13 protein-coding genes and 1 tRNA gene are annotated in these 17,479 nt (G+C 59.5%); 10 read left to right on the top strand and 4 right to left on the bottom strand.

Going from position 1 to position 17,479, the window contains the following annotated elements:
* Positions 1 to 401: 401 nt before the first annotated feature.
* Complete coding sequence (locus tag I2D41_RS07595) at positions 402 to 1,049, bottom strand: hypothetical protein (RefSeq protein WP_195192659.1); 648 nt, start codon at positions 1,047 to 1,049, stop codon at positions 402 to 404.
* A gap of 825 nt (positions 1,050 to 1,874) precedes the next feature.
* On the opposite strand from I2D41_RS07595, the gene clpB reads away from it, so the two are divergent.
* From clpB to I2D41_RS07580, 3 genes are all read left to right on the top strand, one after another.
* Positions 1,875 to 4,502: an ATP-dependent chaperone ClpB gene (gene clpB / locus I2D41_RS07590; RefSeq protein ID WP_195364111.1), complete on the top strand. Its 2,628-nt coding sequence runs from the start codon at positions 1,875 to 1,877 to the stop codon at positions 4,500 to 4,502.
* Positions 4,503 to 4,634: 132 nt separating this feature from the next.
* A complete protein-coding gene (locus I2D41_RS07585; protein ID WP_229042260.1) occupies positions 4,635 to 4,829 on the top strand; it encodes a hypothetical protein in 195 nt (64 codons plus the stop codon).
* A gap of 198 nt (positions 4,830 to 5,027) precedes the next feature.
* Entirely contained in the window at positions 5,028 to 6,380 is a 1,353-nt protein-coding gene (locus I2D41_RS07580) for an ATP-binding protein (protein ID WP_195364109.1), read from the top strand.
* Positions 6,381 to 6,453: 73 nt separating this feature from the next.
* Here I2D41_RS07580 and I2D41_RS07575 read toward each other — a convergent pair whose 3' ends face one another.
* The 3 genes from I2D41_RS07575 to I2D41_RS07565 all read right to left on the bottom strand — a co-directional run bounded on the left by I2D41_RS07575 (position 6,454) and on the right by I2D41_RS07565 (position 9,947).
* The gene (locus I2D41_RS07575; RefSeq protein WP_195364108.1) at positions 6,454 to 7,956 is read right to left on the bottom strand and encodes a hypothetical protein; all 1,503 of its coding nucleotides are present in this window, start codon (positions 7,954 to 7,956) and stop codon (positions 6,454 to 6,456) included.
* 257 nt (positions 7,957 to 8,213) lie between these two features.
* Positions 8,214 to 9,221: a DUF5692 family protein gene (locus tag I2D41_RS07570; protein ID WP_195364107.1), complete on the bottom strand. Its 1,008-nt coding sequence runs from the start codon at positions 9,219 to 9,221 to the stop codon at positions 8,214 to 8,216.
* Between the two features lie 63 nt (positions 9,222 to 9,284).
* Positions 9,285 to 9,947: a TetR/AcrR family transcriptional regulator gene (locus tag I2D41_RS07565; RefSeq protein ID WP_195364106.1), complete on the bottom strand. Its 663-nt coding sequence runs from the start codon at positions 9,945 to 9,947 to the stop codon at positions 9,285 to 9,287.
* 189 nt (positions 9,948 to 10,136) lie between these two features.
* Between I2D41_RS07565 and I2D41_RS07560 the strand changes: the two genes are divergently transcribed.
* The 7 genes from I2D41_RS07560 to I2D41_RS07530 all read left to right on the top strand — a co-directional run bounded on the left by I2D41_RS07560 (position 10,137) and on the right by I2D41_RS07530 (position 17,368).
* The gene (locus tag I2D41_RS07560; protein ID WP_195364105.1) at positions 10,137 to 12,914 is read left to right on the top strand and encodes an FAD-dependent oxidoreductase; all 2,778 of its coding nucleotides are present in this window, start codon (positions 10,137 to 10,139) and stop codon (positions 12,912 to 12,914) included.
* A 194-nt stretch (positions 12,915 to 13,108) separates the two neighbouring features.
* On the top strand, positions 13,109 to 13,537 hold the full coding sequence (locus I2D41_RS07555; protein WP_161145395.1) for a hydrogenase maturation nickel metallochaperone HypA/HybF: 429 nt from the start codon (positions 13,109 to 13,111) through the stop codon (positions 13,535 to 13,537).
* A 337-nt stretch (positions 13,538 to 13,874) separates the two neighbouring features.
* On the top strand, positions 13,875 to 14,864 hold the full coding sequence (locus I2D41_RS07550) for a PTS sugar transporter subunit IIB (protein WP_006235196.1): 990 nt from the start codon (positions 13,875 to 13,877) through the stop codon (positions 14,862 to 14,864).
* A gap of 18 nt (positions 14,865 to 14,882) precedes the next feature.
* The gene (locus tag I2D41_RS07545; RefSeq protein WP_055285302.1) at positions 14,883 to 15,701 is read left to right on the top strand and encodes a PTS mannose/fructose/sorbose transporter subunit IIC; all 819 of its coding nucleotides are present in this window, start codon (positions 14,883 to 14,885) and stop codon (positions 15,699 to 15,701) included.
* Positions 15,702 to 15,717: 16 nt separating this feature from the next.
* Positions 15,718 to 16,638 (top strand): PTS system mannose/fructose/sorbose family transporter subunit IID, encoded by a 921-nt coding sequence (locus I2D41_RS07540; protein WP_195364104.1) that lies wholly within the window; start codon positions 15,718 to 15,720, stop codon positions 16,636 to 16,638.
* 120 nt (positions 16,639 to 16,758) lie between these two features.
* Positions 16,759 to 17,157, top strand: coding sequence for a DUF956 family protein (locus tag I2D41_RS07535; protein WP_006235193.1), 399 nt, complete (start codon positions 16,759 to 16,761; stop codon positions 17,155 to 17,157).
* A gap of 135 nt (positions 17,158 to 17,292) precedes the next feature.
* Positions 17,293 to 17,368: transfer RNA gene (locus I2D41_RS07530), tRNA-Arg, on the top strand.
* Positions 17,369 to 17,479: the final 111 nt, after the last annotated feature.

Below are 17,479 nucleotides of genomic sequence, written 5' to 3'. Positions count from 1 at the left end.
ATTTCTGCGTTCTCGTTGGGTCTTGAGGGACGCTAATAAATAGACTTGCTTGATGCCGCCCCTGTTATCGGGGCGGCTTCTTTTTTCGAAAACTACCACATTGGGGACAGGCACCTTTGTGGTGGTTTCTTTTGTCTCGATCTGTAACGCCTTGGCTGTTAGATGTGGGCCTGGTGTTACAGATTGAGATTATCGGATGAGGCTTCGCGGTTAATCTCGATCTGTAACATCTGGACCCCAATTTGCCGATTAGTTGTTACAGATTGAGACAAACGTCCGCAGCCGATCATTTCATCTCAATCTGTAACATCTAGGATTGAAAAGGGCCGCTAGATGTTACAGATCGAGACAGTGGAACATCGGAACCGAAACCACCACAAAGGTGCCTGCCTGGCGGGTCCTTATTTCGATGGGGCCCAGGTTATTTCATCGTCAAATAGCCAAGTGCGTGCTGAGCCACTGTCGCGCGCTGTCTGTGGATCGGGCTCGCAAGTTTGTTCGTAGGCATCCTCGGTACACCGATCCATAAAATCGACGACTGCCGTCTGGTCGCCTTCCATGACGTAGATCACGTTGCCATCCGAGATATAGACTCCCGGCCCTTCGTTGTCCACGTAGCCGGGGTCGTATGAAACGTTGCACAGTCTGCTCCCGTTTGCCGCATCGAGTTCAAGGGTCGAATAATACCCGCCATTCATTTGGCCTTTCTTGGCTCGATATATTGCGGCGCCGTACCATCGCTTAAACGTCTTGCCTTTGAGTAAACTGGTTGCCTTGCCGATAAGCTGCTCATCTTGGGTATAGCGCGTGGCTCCAAGTTCGATTCGGGGATAGTTACTGACCCCAAGCGCTGCGGGCGTACCGTCGAAATCGACGGTGATTGAATCGGGTTTGACGATATCGGTGAGGATTTCGATGGGGTAGCTTACGGTTTCAACCGCCGCCTGCGTTGCCGAGGCAGGGAGAAATGCGAGATAGATAATGCCCACGCCGACTGCGGTAATTGCAAACGCTAAGACGAGCAGGCCGATATAGGTGGAGCGTTTCACGGTGGGGCACCTCTCATGCAATATGCAATCATTAAGATAAATGATACAAGCTTACGACAATATTCAAAAGAAAGCGACCGCCCGGAATGAGAGGGCTAAAAGGCCCTATTGGGCTTCGATTTGATCTCTAATAGGAATATTTGCCTCCCCTCATTCTGGGCGAGGGGTCAAAATTGAGTTCACGAGTTTTGCGCAATACTATTCTCACTAAACCCGCTATTTTCACTATAAGCACTATAAAAACGACAGGGACGATGACGAGAGTATTGTGGCGTACGATAACCAAGCCGTTTAAGCCGGCACCCTTGTCTTGAATCTCCATCTATATCTGCGCGAACGGGCTATCGGTGGCTCTCGATTTTGTCGCTGTGTTCTCGTTGGATCTTGGGATCGCCAAACGTAGACTGGGCTTGATGTCGCCTCTTTTAATCGGGGCTGATTCTTCTCTGGACCACCACAAAGGGGACGGGCACCTTTGTGGTGGTTCTTGGTTTGTCTCGATCTGTAACAGTTAGACCCTAATTTGCCGAGTAGGTGTTACAGATTGAGACGAACGGGCGCCGCTGGTCATTTCATCTTGATTTGTAACATCTGGAGCCATAAACAGTCGCTAGATGTTACAGATTGAGATAGTAAGGGGATGAGGCCGCAGCGGGTGAGCGCGCCTGTCCCCTTTGTGGTGATTTTCCATGTCATGAGAGCACTCAGAAAATCTTATATATAGAGACTTAGATTTGTGTATAAGATCGTACAAAGCTGGCAACAATACTTCTCGAACAACGTGAAGCCGCCCCGTAGGGCGGCCGCCCCAAGAGAGGTGATTCCATGAGAATCGATAAGCTAGCAATGACGTCGCGCGAGGCGCTGCAGACCGCCATGAGCACGGCCGCTGACGCGCAGGCCGGCGCGGTGGAGCCGATTCACCTGCTGTCTGCCCTGCTCGGTGCCGGCGAGCGCAATATCTCCGTGATCATCGAGCGCATCGGTGCCGACCCGGCACAGCTTGCGCGTTCCACGCAAGACGCCATCGACCACGCGCCCAAGGTTTCGGGCGAGGGTCAGCAGATGGGCCTTTCCAATGAGCTCGTCCGCGTCATCGAGAAGGCCGAGAAGAAGGCCACCAAGATGGGCGACAGCTTTGTGGTGACCGAGCATTTGCTGATGGCGCTTGCCGAGGACAAGGGCGAGGCGGGCCGCGTGCTGCGCGACGCCGGCGTGACCAAGGAGCGCATCGAGCAGGTCTACGAGGAGTTGCGTGGCGATGACCGCGTGACGTCTGCCGAGGACAAGACCCAGTTTGAGGCGCTGGAGCAGTACGGACGCAACATCTGCGACCTTGCCCGCGCCGGCAAGCTCGACCCTGTCATCGGCCGTACCGACGAGATCCGTCGTACCATCCAGGTCCTGTCCCGTCGCACCAAGAACAACCCTGTGCTCATCGGCGAGCCGGGCGTCGGCAAGACGGCCATCGTCGAGGGCATCGCCCAGCGTATCGTGGCCGGCGACGTGCCGAGCACCCTGCGCGACCGCGACCTCATCGAGCTCGACATGAGCGCGCTGGTCGCCGGTGCCAAGTACCGCGGCGAGTTCGAGGACCGCTTGAAGGCCGTGCTCAAGGAAGTGCAAAAGTCCGAGGGCAAGGTCATCCTGTTCATCGATGAGCTCCACACCATCGTGGGCGCGGGTGCCACCGAGGGCTCTATGGACGCCGGCAACATCCTCAAGCCGGCGCTTGCCCGTGGCGACCTGCATGCGATCGGCGCGACCACGCTCGACGAATACCGCAAGTACATCGAGAAGGACGCGGCGCTCGCCCGTCGTTTCCAGACCGTGATGGTCAGCGAGCCTACCGTCGAGGACACCATCTCGATCCTGCGTGGCCTCAAGGAGAAGTACGAGATCTTCCACGGCGTGCATATCACCGATGGCGCGCTCGTGGCGGCTGCCGACCTCTCCGATCGCTACATCGCCGACCGTTTCCTGCCCGACAAGGCCATCGACCTGGTCGATGAGGCGGCAAGCCGCCTGCGCATGGAGCTCGACAGCATGCCGGTCGAGATTGACGCCACCACGCGTCAGCTCACCCAGCTGCAGATCGAGGAGCAGGCACTCATGAAGGAGACCGATGACGCCTCCAAGGAGCGTCTGGAGGCCCTGCGTCAGGAGATTGCCGAGGTCCAGGAAAAGCTCAACGTGCAAAAGGCCGGTTGGCTCAACCAAAAGAACGCCATCGACCACGTGCAGGAGCTCAAGGGCCAGCTCGACGAGGCCAAGAGCGAGGAGGAGCGCGCGACGCGCAATGGCGATCTGGGCCGTGCGTCCGAGCTGCGCTACGCTGTGATCCCGGGTCTGCAGCAGCAGATTCAGGAGTCCGAGGCCGCGCTCGAGGCGCAGAAGGAGCAGGACGGCGAAGGCCTGAACGAGCAGGTGACCTCCGATGAGATTGCCGAGGTCGTAAGCGCCTGGACCGGCGTGCCCGTCTCCAAGATGATGCAGGGCGAGCTCGACAAGCTCAAGGGCTTGGAGGGCGAGCTGCACAAGCGCGTCATCGGCCAGGACGAGGCCGTCTCCGCCGTTGCCGCGGCCGTGCGCCGCAGCCGTGCGGGCCTCTCCGACCCGGACAAGCCCATCGGCAGCTTCTTCTTCCTGGGCCCCACCGGCGTGGGCAAGACCGAGCTCGCCAAGGCACTGGCCGAGTGCCTGTTCGACGATGAGCGCGCGCTCGTGCGTATCGACATGTCCGAGTACATGGAGAAGTTCAGCGTCCAGCGTCTGATCGGTGCGCCCCCGGGATACGTGGGTTACGACGAGGGCGGCCAGCTCACCGAGGCCGTGCGCCGTCGTCCGTACTCCGTGATCTTGCTCGACGAGATGGAGAAGGCTCACCCGGATGTCTTCAACGTGCTGCTGCAGGTGCTTGACGACGGCCGTCTGACCGATGGCCAGGGTCGCCAGGTGTCCTTCAAGAACACGATCATCATCATGACGTCCAACGTGGGCTCCAAGGCCATCGCCGACCTGTCCGGCAAGGACGAGGAGGAGATGCGCCATCAGGTCGACGCGGCCATGGCCCAGACCTTCCGTCCCGAGTTCCTCAACCGTATCGACGATATCGTGGTGTTCCATCCGCTCGGCATGGCGCAGATCGAGAAGATCGTCGACATCCAGCTCGCCGACGTCCGCGCACGTCTGGCCAAGGAGCGCATGACGCTTGCCATCACCCCGGCGGCCAAGCAGATGCTCGCCGTGGGCGGCCTGGACCCGGTCTTTGGCGCCCGTCCGCTCAAGCGTCTGGTCCAGCGCGAGGTCGTGGATGCCATCGCCGCCGCCATCATCGACGGCACGGTGCGCGAGGGCGATCAGGTGACGGTCGACGTCGACAAGGACGGCGGCTTTACCGTCGTGTGCGACAGCACGCCGGCGGCCACCTACGAGGTTCCCGACGCCGAGTAGATTTTTGGGACATGCCTTAAAATCTGCCAGCCATCTCTAAACGCCAAGGGCGGCGGATCCAATTGGGTCCGCCGCCCTTTTTCGTGCGACAATCGATGATGTTGAGCGGATGCGATGCAAGGAGCTATGCAGATGAAAGACGAGAACAAGACGAACGCACCGGCGACCGAGGCGGCGCCCGCCGCACCCAAGCCTGCGCCTAAGCCGGCACCCAAGCCGCGCGACCCTTTCATTCGTGCCGAGAACGAGGACGACGACGGCTACGATCCCTACAGCGATCGCCGCCCCGAGCACGAGCCGATGTTCGAAGCCGACCCGTGGAACTAGGAAACGTCCTCTAGCTGACTGAACCGCGCGTTTCTGTTGGCTAGAGGCGTTTGTGTTTGGCCCCTCAGCCGTTCGACATCCTTCGGGGCGGTAGCAGAAAACTTGCTTAATCATTAATCAAGTCAAACGAAATCTTGTTTTCCAGCTAATCAAGAAACAGTATAATCTTGATTAGCCAGAGAGCAAGATTGGAGAATCATGGCATTCAACGACTTGATCGCCCAGAAAATAAAGGACTTTGAACAGCAGGGGGTTCCGCAGGTCTTTGAGCGAGACCTTGATCTAGGAAACCCACAGGAGCCAAAGCGCGACAACATCGTAAATGTGATTGTGGGGGCCCGCCGTTGTGGAAAGACGTATCGCCTGTATCAGGAGATGCGGCGGCTTCAGAGCCGGGGCGTCGAGCTTGACCGGATGCTTTACTTCAATTTTGAGGATGAGCGCTTGCGCCCGTATGAGCCATCGCTGCTGGCGGACGTGCTCGACACGTTCTATGCACTGTATCCTGTTGCTCGAACCGAGGGCGCTTACATTTTCTTTGACGAGATCCAGGAAATTCCCGAATGGGGTGCGTTTCTGCGGCGTGTAGTCGATACGGAGAAAGCGACCGTTTACGTGACGGGATCTTCTTCTAAGATGCTGTCCTCAGAACTTAAGAGCGAGTTCAGGGGCCGTTCTCTTGTGCGAGAGCTTTTTCCGTTGAGTTTTTCGGAATACGTCCGATATAAGACGGGGAGCGTTCCTGAGTCGAACGCACCCTTCTCCTCGAGCGATGCAGCGTTGCTCCGACACCATCTGGTCGGATATCTCGAGCGAGGGGGATTCATCGCGACACTTGAGCAGACGCCCGCAGACGCGATTCAGCTGCTACAGGAATATGCGTCGCGAACGGTCGCCATGGACGTCGTTGAACGTTACGACGTCAAGAACCCCCGTTTGGCCTCGCTGTTTCTGGCGCGGTGCATGGCATCTTCGGGACGAGAGCTGTCAGTGAACAAAGTGTACAACGAGTTCAAGAGCAGACAGATATCCGTCAGTCGAAATACGCTCAGCGACTTACTTGAGTATTACGAGGACGCCTACCTGCTGTTTTCGGTGCCGGAGTTCACGCGTTCGCTTGCAAATAATACGCGGTCTGCGTCTAAGGTCTACGCCGTCGATCCTGCGATGTTCGGAGCGTTCTCCCCCGCATCGGCATTGGATCATGGTCAGAGGCTCGAGACCGCGGTGTTCAATGCGCTCAGAAGAAGGACCCCCGCCGTGCGGCCCGGTTCGGTTTGCCGCCTGCTGATTAAAGATAAGAATAAAAGCCATGAGGTGGACTTTGTGACTGGGGATGCACTGCTCATGCAGGCTTACGGCCTGATTCAGGTAAGTGTGGATATGACAAGCGAGAAAACGCGCGAGCGCGAAATTGCCGCGCTCGATGCCGCGATGGCCCAGTTTGATCTTGGCGAGTCGGCAATCGTTACCATGGATGAACAGACCGATATTCCATGCGAGCACGGTGTGGTACACGTTACGCCCGCATGGAAGTGGCTCCTTGCCTAATCATCTATGGACCTGTGGGGTCAGGACTTCCTGGCTCCTTCATCACGGTTGGGGAGCACCTTGCTGCGCCAGGCTAGTCCTGGGCTTTGATACTCGGCAGCAGGATTTGCGCGAGGTAGTCGGTCTCAAGTTTGGTCGCGGCGTCTGCCTTGCCGTCTTTGCCGACCAGTACGTTCTTGATCTGGCTATAGGTGTAGCGGTTACCGGTCGTGAGCTCGACAAGCTCAATGGCCGTGTCCATGGGGTAGGTTGACACGGGATTCTGCGTCCGTCCGTTGATGGTCTGGGGCACCACGTACGGATAGACGGGGCCGCTGGCGTAGACGGTATAACCGTTGCCTAGATTGGCCGCACCAAAAACCGTATCGCCCTCATCGGGCGTAAAGCTCTCGCCCTCGCGCACCGCGACGAGCGTCACAATCGGCGTATCGCTGTCGCCGGCAAGATAGATGCATAGCGTGCTGCCATTTTGCCAAGTCTCGACCTTGCCGTACCACTCGACGGGGATATCGAGCTGGTAGAGGTCGGTTGCCTTGTGGCGAGCGTCAGCATCGCGGGCTGCCTGTGCCTTTTGCGCGCTCACGGCATTGACGGCGGCGTCGCGCCGTGCGGTTGCCGCCTGCTGGAGCACTTTGGCAGCCGCGGCGGAGCTCGTGCCTCCCTCCTCGGCATACTTGGCGGCGGCATCGATCTGGTCGTCAGTCACCGTGTCGGCCGAAGGCACCTTGAGCTTAAAGGTGGCCTGGGCACTCAGATCCTGTCCGTCGCTCTTGATCGTGACCTGCGCCTTGGTGGTCGGCACGGTATAGACGGTGCCGTCGGACGCGATGGGGGAGGCGGCAATGGAGAGCGTGTAATCGCCGGGTAGCAGTTTGATGCCACGGCCGTGCTCGTCAACATAGAGCGTTTCGCTCACAGAAGAACCGTCGGAATCCTGCCCGCTCACCTGTACGGGAATCTTGGAGCCAGTTGAGCAGTCGAGGCCCGTGGCATGCACGCCAATCTGCACCGACATCATCGTGTGTGCACTGGCGGCGACAGCGGCAGCCTGCTCTTGCTGATATCCGTTCCAGGCAGCATAGCCTGCGCCGCCGGCGACGAGCGCGACGGCCACAACGCCAGCGACCATCAGATTGCGGCGCTTGGGCGACATCTTGCGATGACGAACCTCGGCCTCGCGTGCCGAGGGAACGGACGGCAGGGGAATATCGCCCATGGCGATGGTCTCGTCCACGGCAGGCGCGGAGCCTAAGCCAGGGAGCTCGCGGGTCAGCGAATCTTCGGCCGGCAAGCTGTCGAGCAAGATGGTTTCCTCGCTCGTGTCGGATTTGGGCTGGTCGTCGGCCTCGCATTCGGATTCCTCGTGCCTCGCCTCGTCTTCGGTGGGCGCGGCGCCATCGTCTTTTGCATCCTGATCATCGGGCTGCGCCTCGATTTCCGGCTCATCCTGCACATCAACGCTCGAATCGTCAAACGCAATCTCGGCCAGCGCGATCTGGTCTAGGCTCTCCAGGGCCTCGGCGCATGCTTCTGCATCTTGGGCCGCATCCTCTTGGCCCATCGTCTCATCATTCATATATCCCCCAAGCTCAATATCGGGACAACAATGTACCCAAAATTGGGGTCACATAGGGCTGTCAGGCGGTTGGAAATCTGATTTTATCTGTGCGAGAGGTTTTGAATGTGTGCGCGAATGGAATATGCGCGTGAATGCGCGCAACAACAAAAAGCCCCGGAAAGCGGGCGAATCGCTTTCCGGGGGCATGCAATACGTTGCATTGCGCGGAATCGGCCGGGCGACTTCACATTCAAGCGGCATGCGCGCCGGGCATGTTACTCGGCGTGAGCGTAATCCACCTTGGCACGGCGGGCGGTAGCCTTCTCCCAATCGCTGGTGCCCTCAAAGACATCCTGCTTGTAGGGATTGCGGCCGAGCTTCTTGGCGCGGTAGACGATGTAGATGATCGCGGCGACGTTGGCGATCAGCGCGGCGATCGAGACCGCGGTGGCCGCGGTGGGGTCGAGCGTGGAGTGGGTCACAAAGATGGACTCTTCCTGGAAGTACGGGAACACCTGGGCAAACATGCACCAAATGGCCAGCGTGAAGGCGCGGTTCTGGATCCAGCCGCCCTTGTTCCAGATAAAGGCGGCCACAGTGGGCGCCAGCAGCAGCGCAAAGCCGCAGAACCAGGAGTGAGTGGGCAGGCAGTTGTAGGTGTAGCAGAAGTTCCAGATGTCGTAGGCGATGATGTAGACCCAGGTCATATCGGGCCACAGCATGTCGGTCTTGTCCTCGGAGGCATAGACGCTCCACCAACCGGTCATGCAGAAGATGTTGATGATACCGGCGATGCCGTTGAACACGTTGTTCCAGCCGGCCAGCTGCGTGGCGCCCTCGGAGGTGACCCAAGTGGACTGGCCCAGGACAAAGAAGTGATAGGCGCTCTCGAAGTCGGACACTACGGCGATCATGATGTTGATGGCGACGATCACAAACGGCCATGCGCGGAACCAGTGCGCCTTGCCAATCTTGCCCCACTGATACTTAATGGCGATGAAGCCCCAGCAACCGGCCAGCGCCGCGTACACCTTGGCGTAGTGGAACCAGCTGTTCTGGTACACGTGGGTGGGGTTGGTGAGTGCCCACTCGGCGCCCTGCGAAACGCCGACGGCGATGGCGATGCAGTAGATGGTCATGGCAAGCGGAGCCACGCCAAAGATGATGGCCGCGCCCAGCTTGGTGCGGCGGCCGACCTCGTTGAGCACGATCAGGCCGATAAAGACCATGGCCCAGCCGGCCCAGTGGATAAGGGTATCGCTACCCCAAACATCGAACAGCATGCTGCTCTCCTTTCACACGCCCGCGGCCCCTCTTCCGATCGCGGGCAGTTTGGCCAAATGTCGTCAGTTCCCGGGCCTGCGCTCGGGATACTTGGCGGTGTAGCCCTCGATGTGGAGCGTCGAGGCGATGATCTCCTTGACTGTCTCGTCGGGCACATCGGGGTGCGTGCGGATATACATCAAAAGACCCATGATGAGGGTGTAGAACGTTTCGTAGACATGGTCGATGCGCAGGTCGTGATGGGCGACAAAGTCCACCACGGTGGTGTCGCAGATGTATTGCGCCACGCGCTGGACCACGTTGTGCAGAAAGCCGCCGTAGAGAGCGCCGCTGCTGCTGGTCAAAGTGCTCGGCAGCTCGTGACCGCTGGCGACCAGGCGCTTAAAGAGCGGGGCGACGGTGTCGAGCGCGCCTTCGATATCGCCGACGGTGCGCTCGGCGTTCCATTGCTCGAGCTCGGAGATAAAGCCGTCGATCGCCTCGTCCATGACGGCGGTGACGGCGGCGTCCATATCGGCAAAGTAGTGGTAGAACAGCGAGCGCGTGCAGCCGGCTCGCTTGGTCACGGCCGATACCGAAAGATGCGACACGCCCAGCTCAGAACTCACAGTGCGCACGGCGGCGAGGATCTCGCGACGGCGCTCGTCGCCCGTCAGACGCTTTGCCGCGCTATCGGATGCGGGGACGGCATCGACCACAGAGGTATCTGCTGTGTTGTCGCCCATGTTTTGCCGCCTTTCATCCTCTTTTGCCTGACCGTTCACCTAACAGTCTTGAATATTGTTGACGGTTCGTCAATACTATTTTTGACACAATGTCAACTAATGGCGGGTGAACGGCATGGGGGCATGCCCGGCCTGCAAAAAAGAGGGGCGCCGCGGTCTCGCCGGGCTGTGGCAAGAGAAGGGACAACCATGATTCTCAACGGACCGGGAATTAGCTACACCGAGCCCGATATCGGTTCGGAGTTCGTGCCGCCGCTGCCGGAGCATCCGCGCGAGGCCATCGTCAAGCTGTGCGAGCACTGCACCAACCGTCTGCTGCATCGCGATGAGCTGCTGGGCTACGAGTACTGGTCGTTTGCCGAGGCCGCAACCGACGAGCAGGCCGAAGTGCTCTGCAAGATGAAGATGCGCCGTCCCTATACGCTGCCCGAGATGGTCAAGCTCACCGGCATGCCCGAAGCCGATATCGAGAAGATGCTCGACGACATGAGCTACACGGGTCTGCTCGAGTACAACTGGGAAAACCCCGAGCACGCCAAGCAGTGGGTGCTGCCCATGCTGGTGCCGGGTTCCGCCGAGTTCCTCAACATGCGCGTGAGCCAGCTCGAGGAGCACCCGGTCTATGCCAAGTTCTTTGAGCAGGCGTCCAAGGGACCGCTGTCCAAGGCCACGCCGATGGTGCCGCCCGGTGGTGCCGGCATCGGCATGCATGTCATTCCGGTCGAGAAGGCTATCGATGCCGCGAGCACGTCGGTGCCTATTGAGCATATAGAGCACTGGCTCGACAAATACGAGGGTAAGTATGCCGCCAGCACCTGCAGCTGCCGCGCGAGCCGTCGCGTGATGGGTGAGGGCTGCGCCGACGACCCGGCCGATTGGTGCATCGCCGTGGGCGATATGGCCGACTACGTGGTCGAGACCGATCGTGGCCATTACGTGACCCGCGACGAGGTCTACGACATCCTGCGCCAGGCCGAGGACAACGGCTTTGTGCACCAGATCACCAATATCGACGGCGAGAACAAGATCTTCGCCATCTGCAACTGCAACGTCAACGTGTGCTACGCCCTGCGCACCTCGCAGCTGTTCAACACGCCCAACCTGTCGCGCTCGGCCTATGTCGCCAAGGTCGAGAAGGACAAGTGCGTGGCCTGCGGTCGCTGCGTTGAGGTGTGCCCCGCCGGTGCCGCCAAGCTCGGCCAGAAGCTCTGCAGCAAAAAGGCCGGCGGACAGGTGCCCGAGTATCCGCGCCAGGAGCTGCCCGATGCCACCAAGTGGGACCACACCAAGTGGTCGCCCAACTACCGCAACGATAACCGCATCGAGACGCACGAGTCCGGCACCGCGCCCTGCAAGACGGCTTGCCCCGCGCACGTTGCCGTTCAGGGCTATCTGAAGCTTGCGGCACAGGGGCGCTATGACGAGGCGCTGGCGCTCATCAAGCGCGAGAACCCGCTGCCCGCTATCTGCGGCCGCGTGTGCAACCGCCGCTGCGAGGATGCCTGCACCCGCGGCCGTGTGGACGCCGCCGTGGCTATCGACGAGGTCAAGAAGTTTATCGCCCAGCGCGATCTTGATGCCGCGACCCGCTATGTCCCGCCCGTGGTGACGCCGACGCGTGCCGGCGGCTTCGATCAGAAGATCGCCATCATCGGTGCCGGCCCGGCCGGTCTGTCCTGCGCCTTCTATCTGGCCGAGAAGGGCTACAAGCCCGTCGTGTTCGAGAAGAACGAGCGCCCGGGCGGCATGCTCACCTACGGCATTCCCAGCTTTAAGCTGGAGAAGGACGTTATCGAGGCAGAGGTCGAGATCATTCGCCTGATGGGCGCCGAGTTCCGCTATGGCGTGGAGGTCGGTCGCGATGTGACGCTCGACGAGCTGCGCGCGCAGGGCTTTAAGGCCTTTTATGTGGCCATCGGCTGCCAGGGTGGCCGCCTTGCCGGTATTCCGGGTGAGGATGCCGAGGACGTGACCGTGGCCGTCGACTTTTTGCGCGAGGTCAACAGTGGCAAGATTGACGCGCTGCCCGGCCGCACCATCGTGGTGGGCGGTGGCAACGTGGCTATCGATGTCGCGCGCAACGCCTGCCGTCTGGGTTCCGAGTACGTTGAGATGTTCTGCTTGGAGAGCGAGGCCCAGATGCCCGCCAGCGAGGAGGAGCGTCGCGAGGCCGTTGAGGACGGCGCTCACATCAGCTGCGGCTGGGGCCCCAAGGAGATTCACCTGGACGAGGCCGGTCGTGTGTGCGGTATCACCTTCAAGCGCTGCACGCGTGTCTTTGACGACGAGGGCCGTTTTGCGCCCGAGTACGACGAGAACGACCTGCGTCGTGTCGATGCCGACCGCGTAGTCATGTCGATTGGCCAGTCCATTGTGTGGGGCGACCTGCTGGCTGGCTCCAAGGTGGAGCTTGGCCGCGGCCAGGGTGCCCTTGCCGATCCCCAGACCTATCAGACCGCCGAGCCAGACATCTTTGTGGGCGGCGACGTCTATACCGGTCCGAGCTTTGCCATCGATGCCATCGCCGCCGGTCACGAGGCCGCCGTGTCCATCCATCGCTTCGTGCAGCCGGGCTCCACGCTCACCATCGGCCGCAACCAGCGCCGCTACACCGCGCTCGACCGCAACGACGTTGTGCTCGAGAGCTACGACAACGCGAGCCGCGAGGTTGCGCATGTGGACCGCGAACGCGAGAAGGCTGCGCCGTTTAGCGAGTATGTTGAGACCTTTACCGAGGAGCAGGTGCGCGCCGAGACCGCCCGCTGCCTGGGCTGCGGCGCCTCGATCGTCGACCCTAACAAGTGCATCGGCTGCGGCCTGTGCACCACCAAGTGCGCGTTTGACGCCATCCATCTTGATCGCGATCGCCCCGAGTGCTCCACGATGGTCAAATACGAGCAAAAGCTCCCAAGCCTGGGCAAGTACGCATTGAAGCGTGCAATTAAGATCAAATTTGGGAAGAAGTAAGAGACCTAACAAGTAAGTGAACGGCGCAGAGGGCGGTTGGACAGCGAGCGGGTCCCAGGCGTGGCGAGGTGCCTTGAAAGAGGAGGGCATAGGGCTTTTGCCCATGCCCGACGATTGAAAGGCAGATCGCCCGTCTGGGGCTCGCGCAGCGTCAAGCCGACCGCCGTTCGGTAGAACGGCGGAAGGAATTAAAAGTGCACGAGCTCGGAATCGTCTATCACATCATTCGCGATGTTGAGAATGTGGCGCGCGCTCATGGCGTGCGTCGCGTTTCGAGCGTCACGCTGCTGCTGGGCGAGGTCTCGGGCGTCGTCCCCGATCTACTACTCGACGCTTGGCGCTGGGCGGCGGATAAAAAGCCTATCACGCAGGGCGCGGAGCTTATCGTGGAGCCTGTCGAGGCCGTGACGCATTGCGAGGCGTGCGGCCGCGACTACGCGACGGTCGAGCACGGCAAGACTTGCCCCCATTGCGGCAGCGGTGAAACATACCTGCTGCAGGGCCAGGAGGTCATGATCAAACAGATCGAGACCCCCGACGAGGACCCGGCAGACGCTGCTCCTGACGGCCTCTCCGACGCCCCCGATGCCGTCGACGCCGCCAACCCTCTCCACATCGCCTAACATCTAATGTCTACATGGGCTAGAGTTCTAAACATATTTGCTTCGGTTAGTCAAGTCATGTCTGTTTAAACAAAATGGTGGCACGCAGACGCATTGGGATTCACCTAAAAGCGGTCTTAACGAACGGTGCACCTTTATATGTCTTTGAAAACAATCAGCAAATCACGTTTTAGCAGGCAATGAGCTATAAGCCAGCAACGTAATCAACTTGTAACAAACTTAAACGTTTAAACAAATAATGCAACCTTTTGCGAATTTAGCTATAATTCCACAATCCAAACAGGTATACTCCTTTCATGTCGTGTAGGAAATACGTAGACAAAAAGGAGGTTATGTGATGGTAAGTATTGTTCTTGCTAGCCACGGGGACTTGGCAGCTGGAATCAAGCAGACGGGCTCGATGGTCTTTGGCGATCAGCCGTCTGTTGCCGTGGTCTCGCTCGAGCCGAGCATGGGCCCCGACGATTTCCGTGCCAAGGTCGAGGAAGCAATCGCTTCCTTCGAAGACCAGGAGCAGGTGCTCTTCCTCGTTGATCTGTGGGGCGGCACGCCGTTCAACCAGATCAGCGGGCTCATCGAGGGCCACGATTCCTGGGCTATCGTCACCGGTGTCAACCTGCCTATGCTCATCGAGGCATATTCGCAGCGCTTTGACGCAAAGAACACTGCACATGCGATCGCAAAACATCTCGTGACTGAGGCTAAGGCTGGCGTGCGTGTCAAGCCCGAGTCTCTGGAGCCCGAGGAGAAGAAGCCGGCTGCGGCCGCCGCTGCTCCTGCAGGCGCCATCCCTCCGGGAACGGTCATCGGCGATGGGCACATCAAGATCGCCCACGTCCGTATCGACACCCGTCTGCTTCATGGTCAGGTGGCCACCACGTGGACCAAGCAGATCAACCCCAACCGCATCATCGTGGTTTCCGACGGCGTTGCTCACGACGAGCTCCGCAAGACCATGATCGAGCAGGCTGCCCCTCCGGGAGTCCATGCCAACGTCGTGCCCATCAAGAAGATGGCCGAGGTCGTCAAGGACACGCGCTTTGGTGACACCAAGGCCATGCTGCTCTTTGAGAATCCGCAGGATCTGCTCAAGGCCATCGAGGCCGGTGTCGACATCAAGGAAGTCAACATCGGTTCCATGGCTCACTCCAAGGGCAAGGTCGTCGTCACCAACGCCGTCGCTATGGGCGATGATGACGTTAAGACTCTCGAGGCCCTCAAGGCCAAGGGCGTCAAGTTCGAGGTCCGCAAGGTTCCTTCGGATTCCTCCGAGGATCTCGACGCCATGTTGAAGAAAGCTAAGGCCGAACTGGCCGCTCAAGCATAGTAAAGGAGGGTCCGATACATGTCTGCAATCACTATTCTGCTTGTTGCGATTGTCGCGTTGCTTGCCGGTATGGAAGGCATTCTGGATGAGTTCCAGTTCCATCAACCGCTCGTGGCATGCACGCTTATCGGTCTCGTAACCGGTCACCTTCAGGAGGGCATCCTCCTGGGCGGTTCGCTCCAGATGATGGCCCTTGGCTGGGCTAACGTCGGCGCCGCCGTTGCGCCTGACGCCGCTCTGGCCTCGGTCGCTTCTTCGATCATCATGGTGCTCGCCCTCAACGGTGGCGCCACTGATTCGGCCAAGGCCGTTACCGCCGCCATCGCCGTCGCCGTCCCGCTGTCGGTCGCTGGTCTGTTCCTGACCATGATCTGCCGTACCCTGGCCACCGCTATCGCTCACGCCATGGACGGTTGCGCCGAGAAGGGCGACTTCTCCGGCATCGAGCGCTGGCAGTACGCTGCCATCCTCATGCAGGGCCTTCGTATCGCCATCCCGGCAGTACTTCTGTGCATCATCCCGGCTGAGGCTGTTACCAACGCGCTTAACGCTATGCCCGACTGGCTGTCCGGCGGCATGGCTGTCGGCGGCGGCATGGTCGCTTCCGTCGGTTACGCCATGGTCATCAACATGATGGCCACCAAGGAGACCTGGCCGTTCTTCATCCTCGGCTTTGTCCTTGCTGCCATCCCTCAGCTCACGCTGATCGCCCTTGGCCTCATCGGCATCTCCCTTGCCCTCATCTACCTTGGCCTTAAGGATCTGGCCAAGCAGGGTGGCGGCATGGGCGGCGGCTCCGGTGACCCGCTCGGCGACATTCTGAACGATTACGAGTAGGAGGGGAGTGATACATATGGCAGAGAACAAGATTCAGCTCACCAAGGCTGACCGCAAGAAGGTTTGCTTCCGTCATCAGTTCCTTCAGGGCTCGTGGAACTACGAGCGTATGCAGAACGGCGGCTGGTGCTTCGCAATGATCCCTGCGATCAAGAAGCTCTACACCAACAAGGATGACCAGATTGCCGCTCTTAAGCGCCACCTGGAGTTCTATAACACCCATCCCTATGTTTCCGCCCCCGTCATTGGCGTCACCCTCGCTCTCGAGGAGGAGCGCGCCAACGGTGCTCCGATCGACGACGTCGCCATTCAGGGCGTCAAGGTCGGTATGATGGGCCCGCTCGCCGGCGTCGGCGACCCCGCCTTCTGGTTCACCCTTCGCCCGATTCTGGGCGCTCTGGGCGCTTCCCTGGCCCTGTCCGGCAGCATCGCCGGTCCGCTGCTGTTCTTCTTCGCGTGGAACATCATCCGTTACGCCTTCCTGTGGTACACGCAGGAGTTTGGCTACAAGGTCGGCTCCTCCATCGCCAAGGACCTCTCCGGCGGTCTGATGGGCAAGGTCACCGAGGGTGCTTCCATCCTGGGTATGTTCATCATCGGCGCCCTGGTCGAGCGCTGGGTGTCCATCTCCTTCACCCCGGTCGTCTCCAAGGTCACGCAGTCTGCTGGCGCCTTTATCGACTGGGCTAACCTGCCCTCTGGTTCTGAGGGTGTCAAGGAAGCACTGACGATGTATAACTCCATCGGTGCTAACGCCCTTGATCAGGTGAAGGTCACCACGCTTCAGGCCAACCTCGATCAGCTCATCCCCGGCCTTGCCGCCGTGTGCCTGACCCTGCTGGTCTGCAAGCTCCTCAAGAAGAAGGTCAGCCCGATCGTCATCATCCTGGCTCTCTTCGCCATCGGCATCATCGGTCGCGTCTGCGGCTTCATGTAAGCACGTTTCGGCTTAAGACCGAGAATTGCTAGGCAAGGGCTTTTGAGCCATTGAAACGGACCGCACCCGGTGGGTACACTGGATGCGGTCCGATTGTTTTATTTGGAGGGCGAGGTGCGCATGGCGCAATCTCAGAACAGCACGGTCGATCTGGCAACGCCGGCAACCTGCCTGATGGGGCTTACCAGCCACGGTAACGTGATGGTGGGCAATAAGGCGTTCGAGTATTACAACGAGCGCAATCCCGAGGATTATATTCAAATCCCGTGGGACGAGGTCGACTATATTGCCGCCGAGGTTTTACGCGGCACCAAGAAGATCACGCGTTTTGCCATCTTCACCAAGGACAACGGTCACTTTACGTTTTCGACGCGCGACGACAAAGAGACGTTGCGCGCGGTCCGCAAGTACGTCGACGAGGATAAGCTTGTGCGTTCGCCCGACTTTATCGATGTGACGGCCAAGGGCGCCAAGAGCATCCCCTCCGTTATCAAAAACCTCTTCCACAAAGGTAACTAGCTCCTCATAAGTTGCGGTGAAATAGTTCCTAAATACGGCTTTAGATGCTTCAGACAGGAACTATTCCACCGCAACTTCGAAGTCTAGTCATGCGACGTATTGCGATGCAGTAAATCTGCTACACTAGTACAACATGCCTCCGTAGCTCAGGGGATAGAGCACCGCTCTCCTAAAGCGGGTGTCGACGGTTCGAATCCGCCCGGGGGCACCAGAAGATTATGACGGCGTCGCGAGAGCGGCGCCGTTTCTGGTTTGTGGGAGCTGCCGGCGGATTCGAACCGTCGACACCCGCGTCACTCATTTCCCCGCGGGGGGAGTTTTC

This window comes from Collinsella aerofaciens (assembly GCF_015552075.1).
GTDB classification, from domain to species: Bacteria; Actinomycetota; Coriobacteriia; order Coriobacteriales; family Coriobacteriaceae; genus Collinsella; species Collinsella aerofaciens_Y.
The sequence above is the reverse complement of the archived record's forward strand: the minus strand, read 5'-3'. Positions and strand labels throughout refer to the sequence as shown.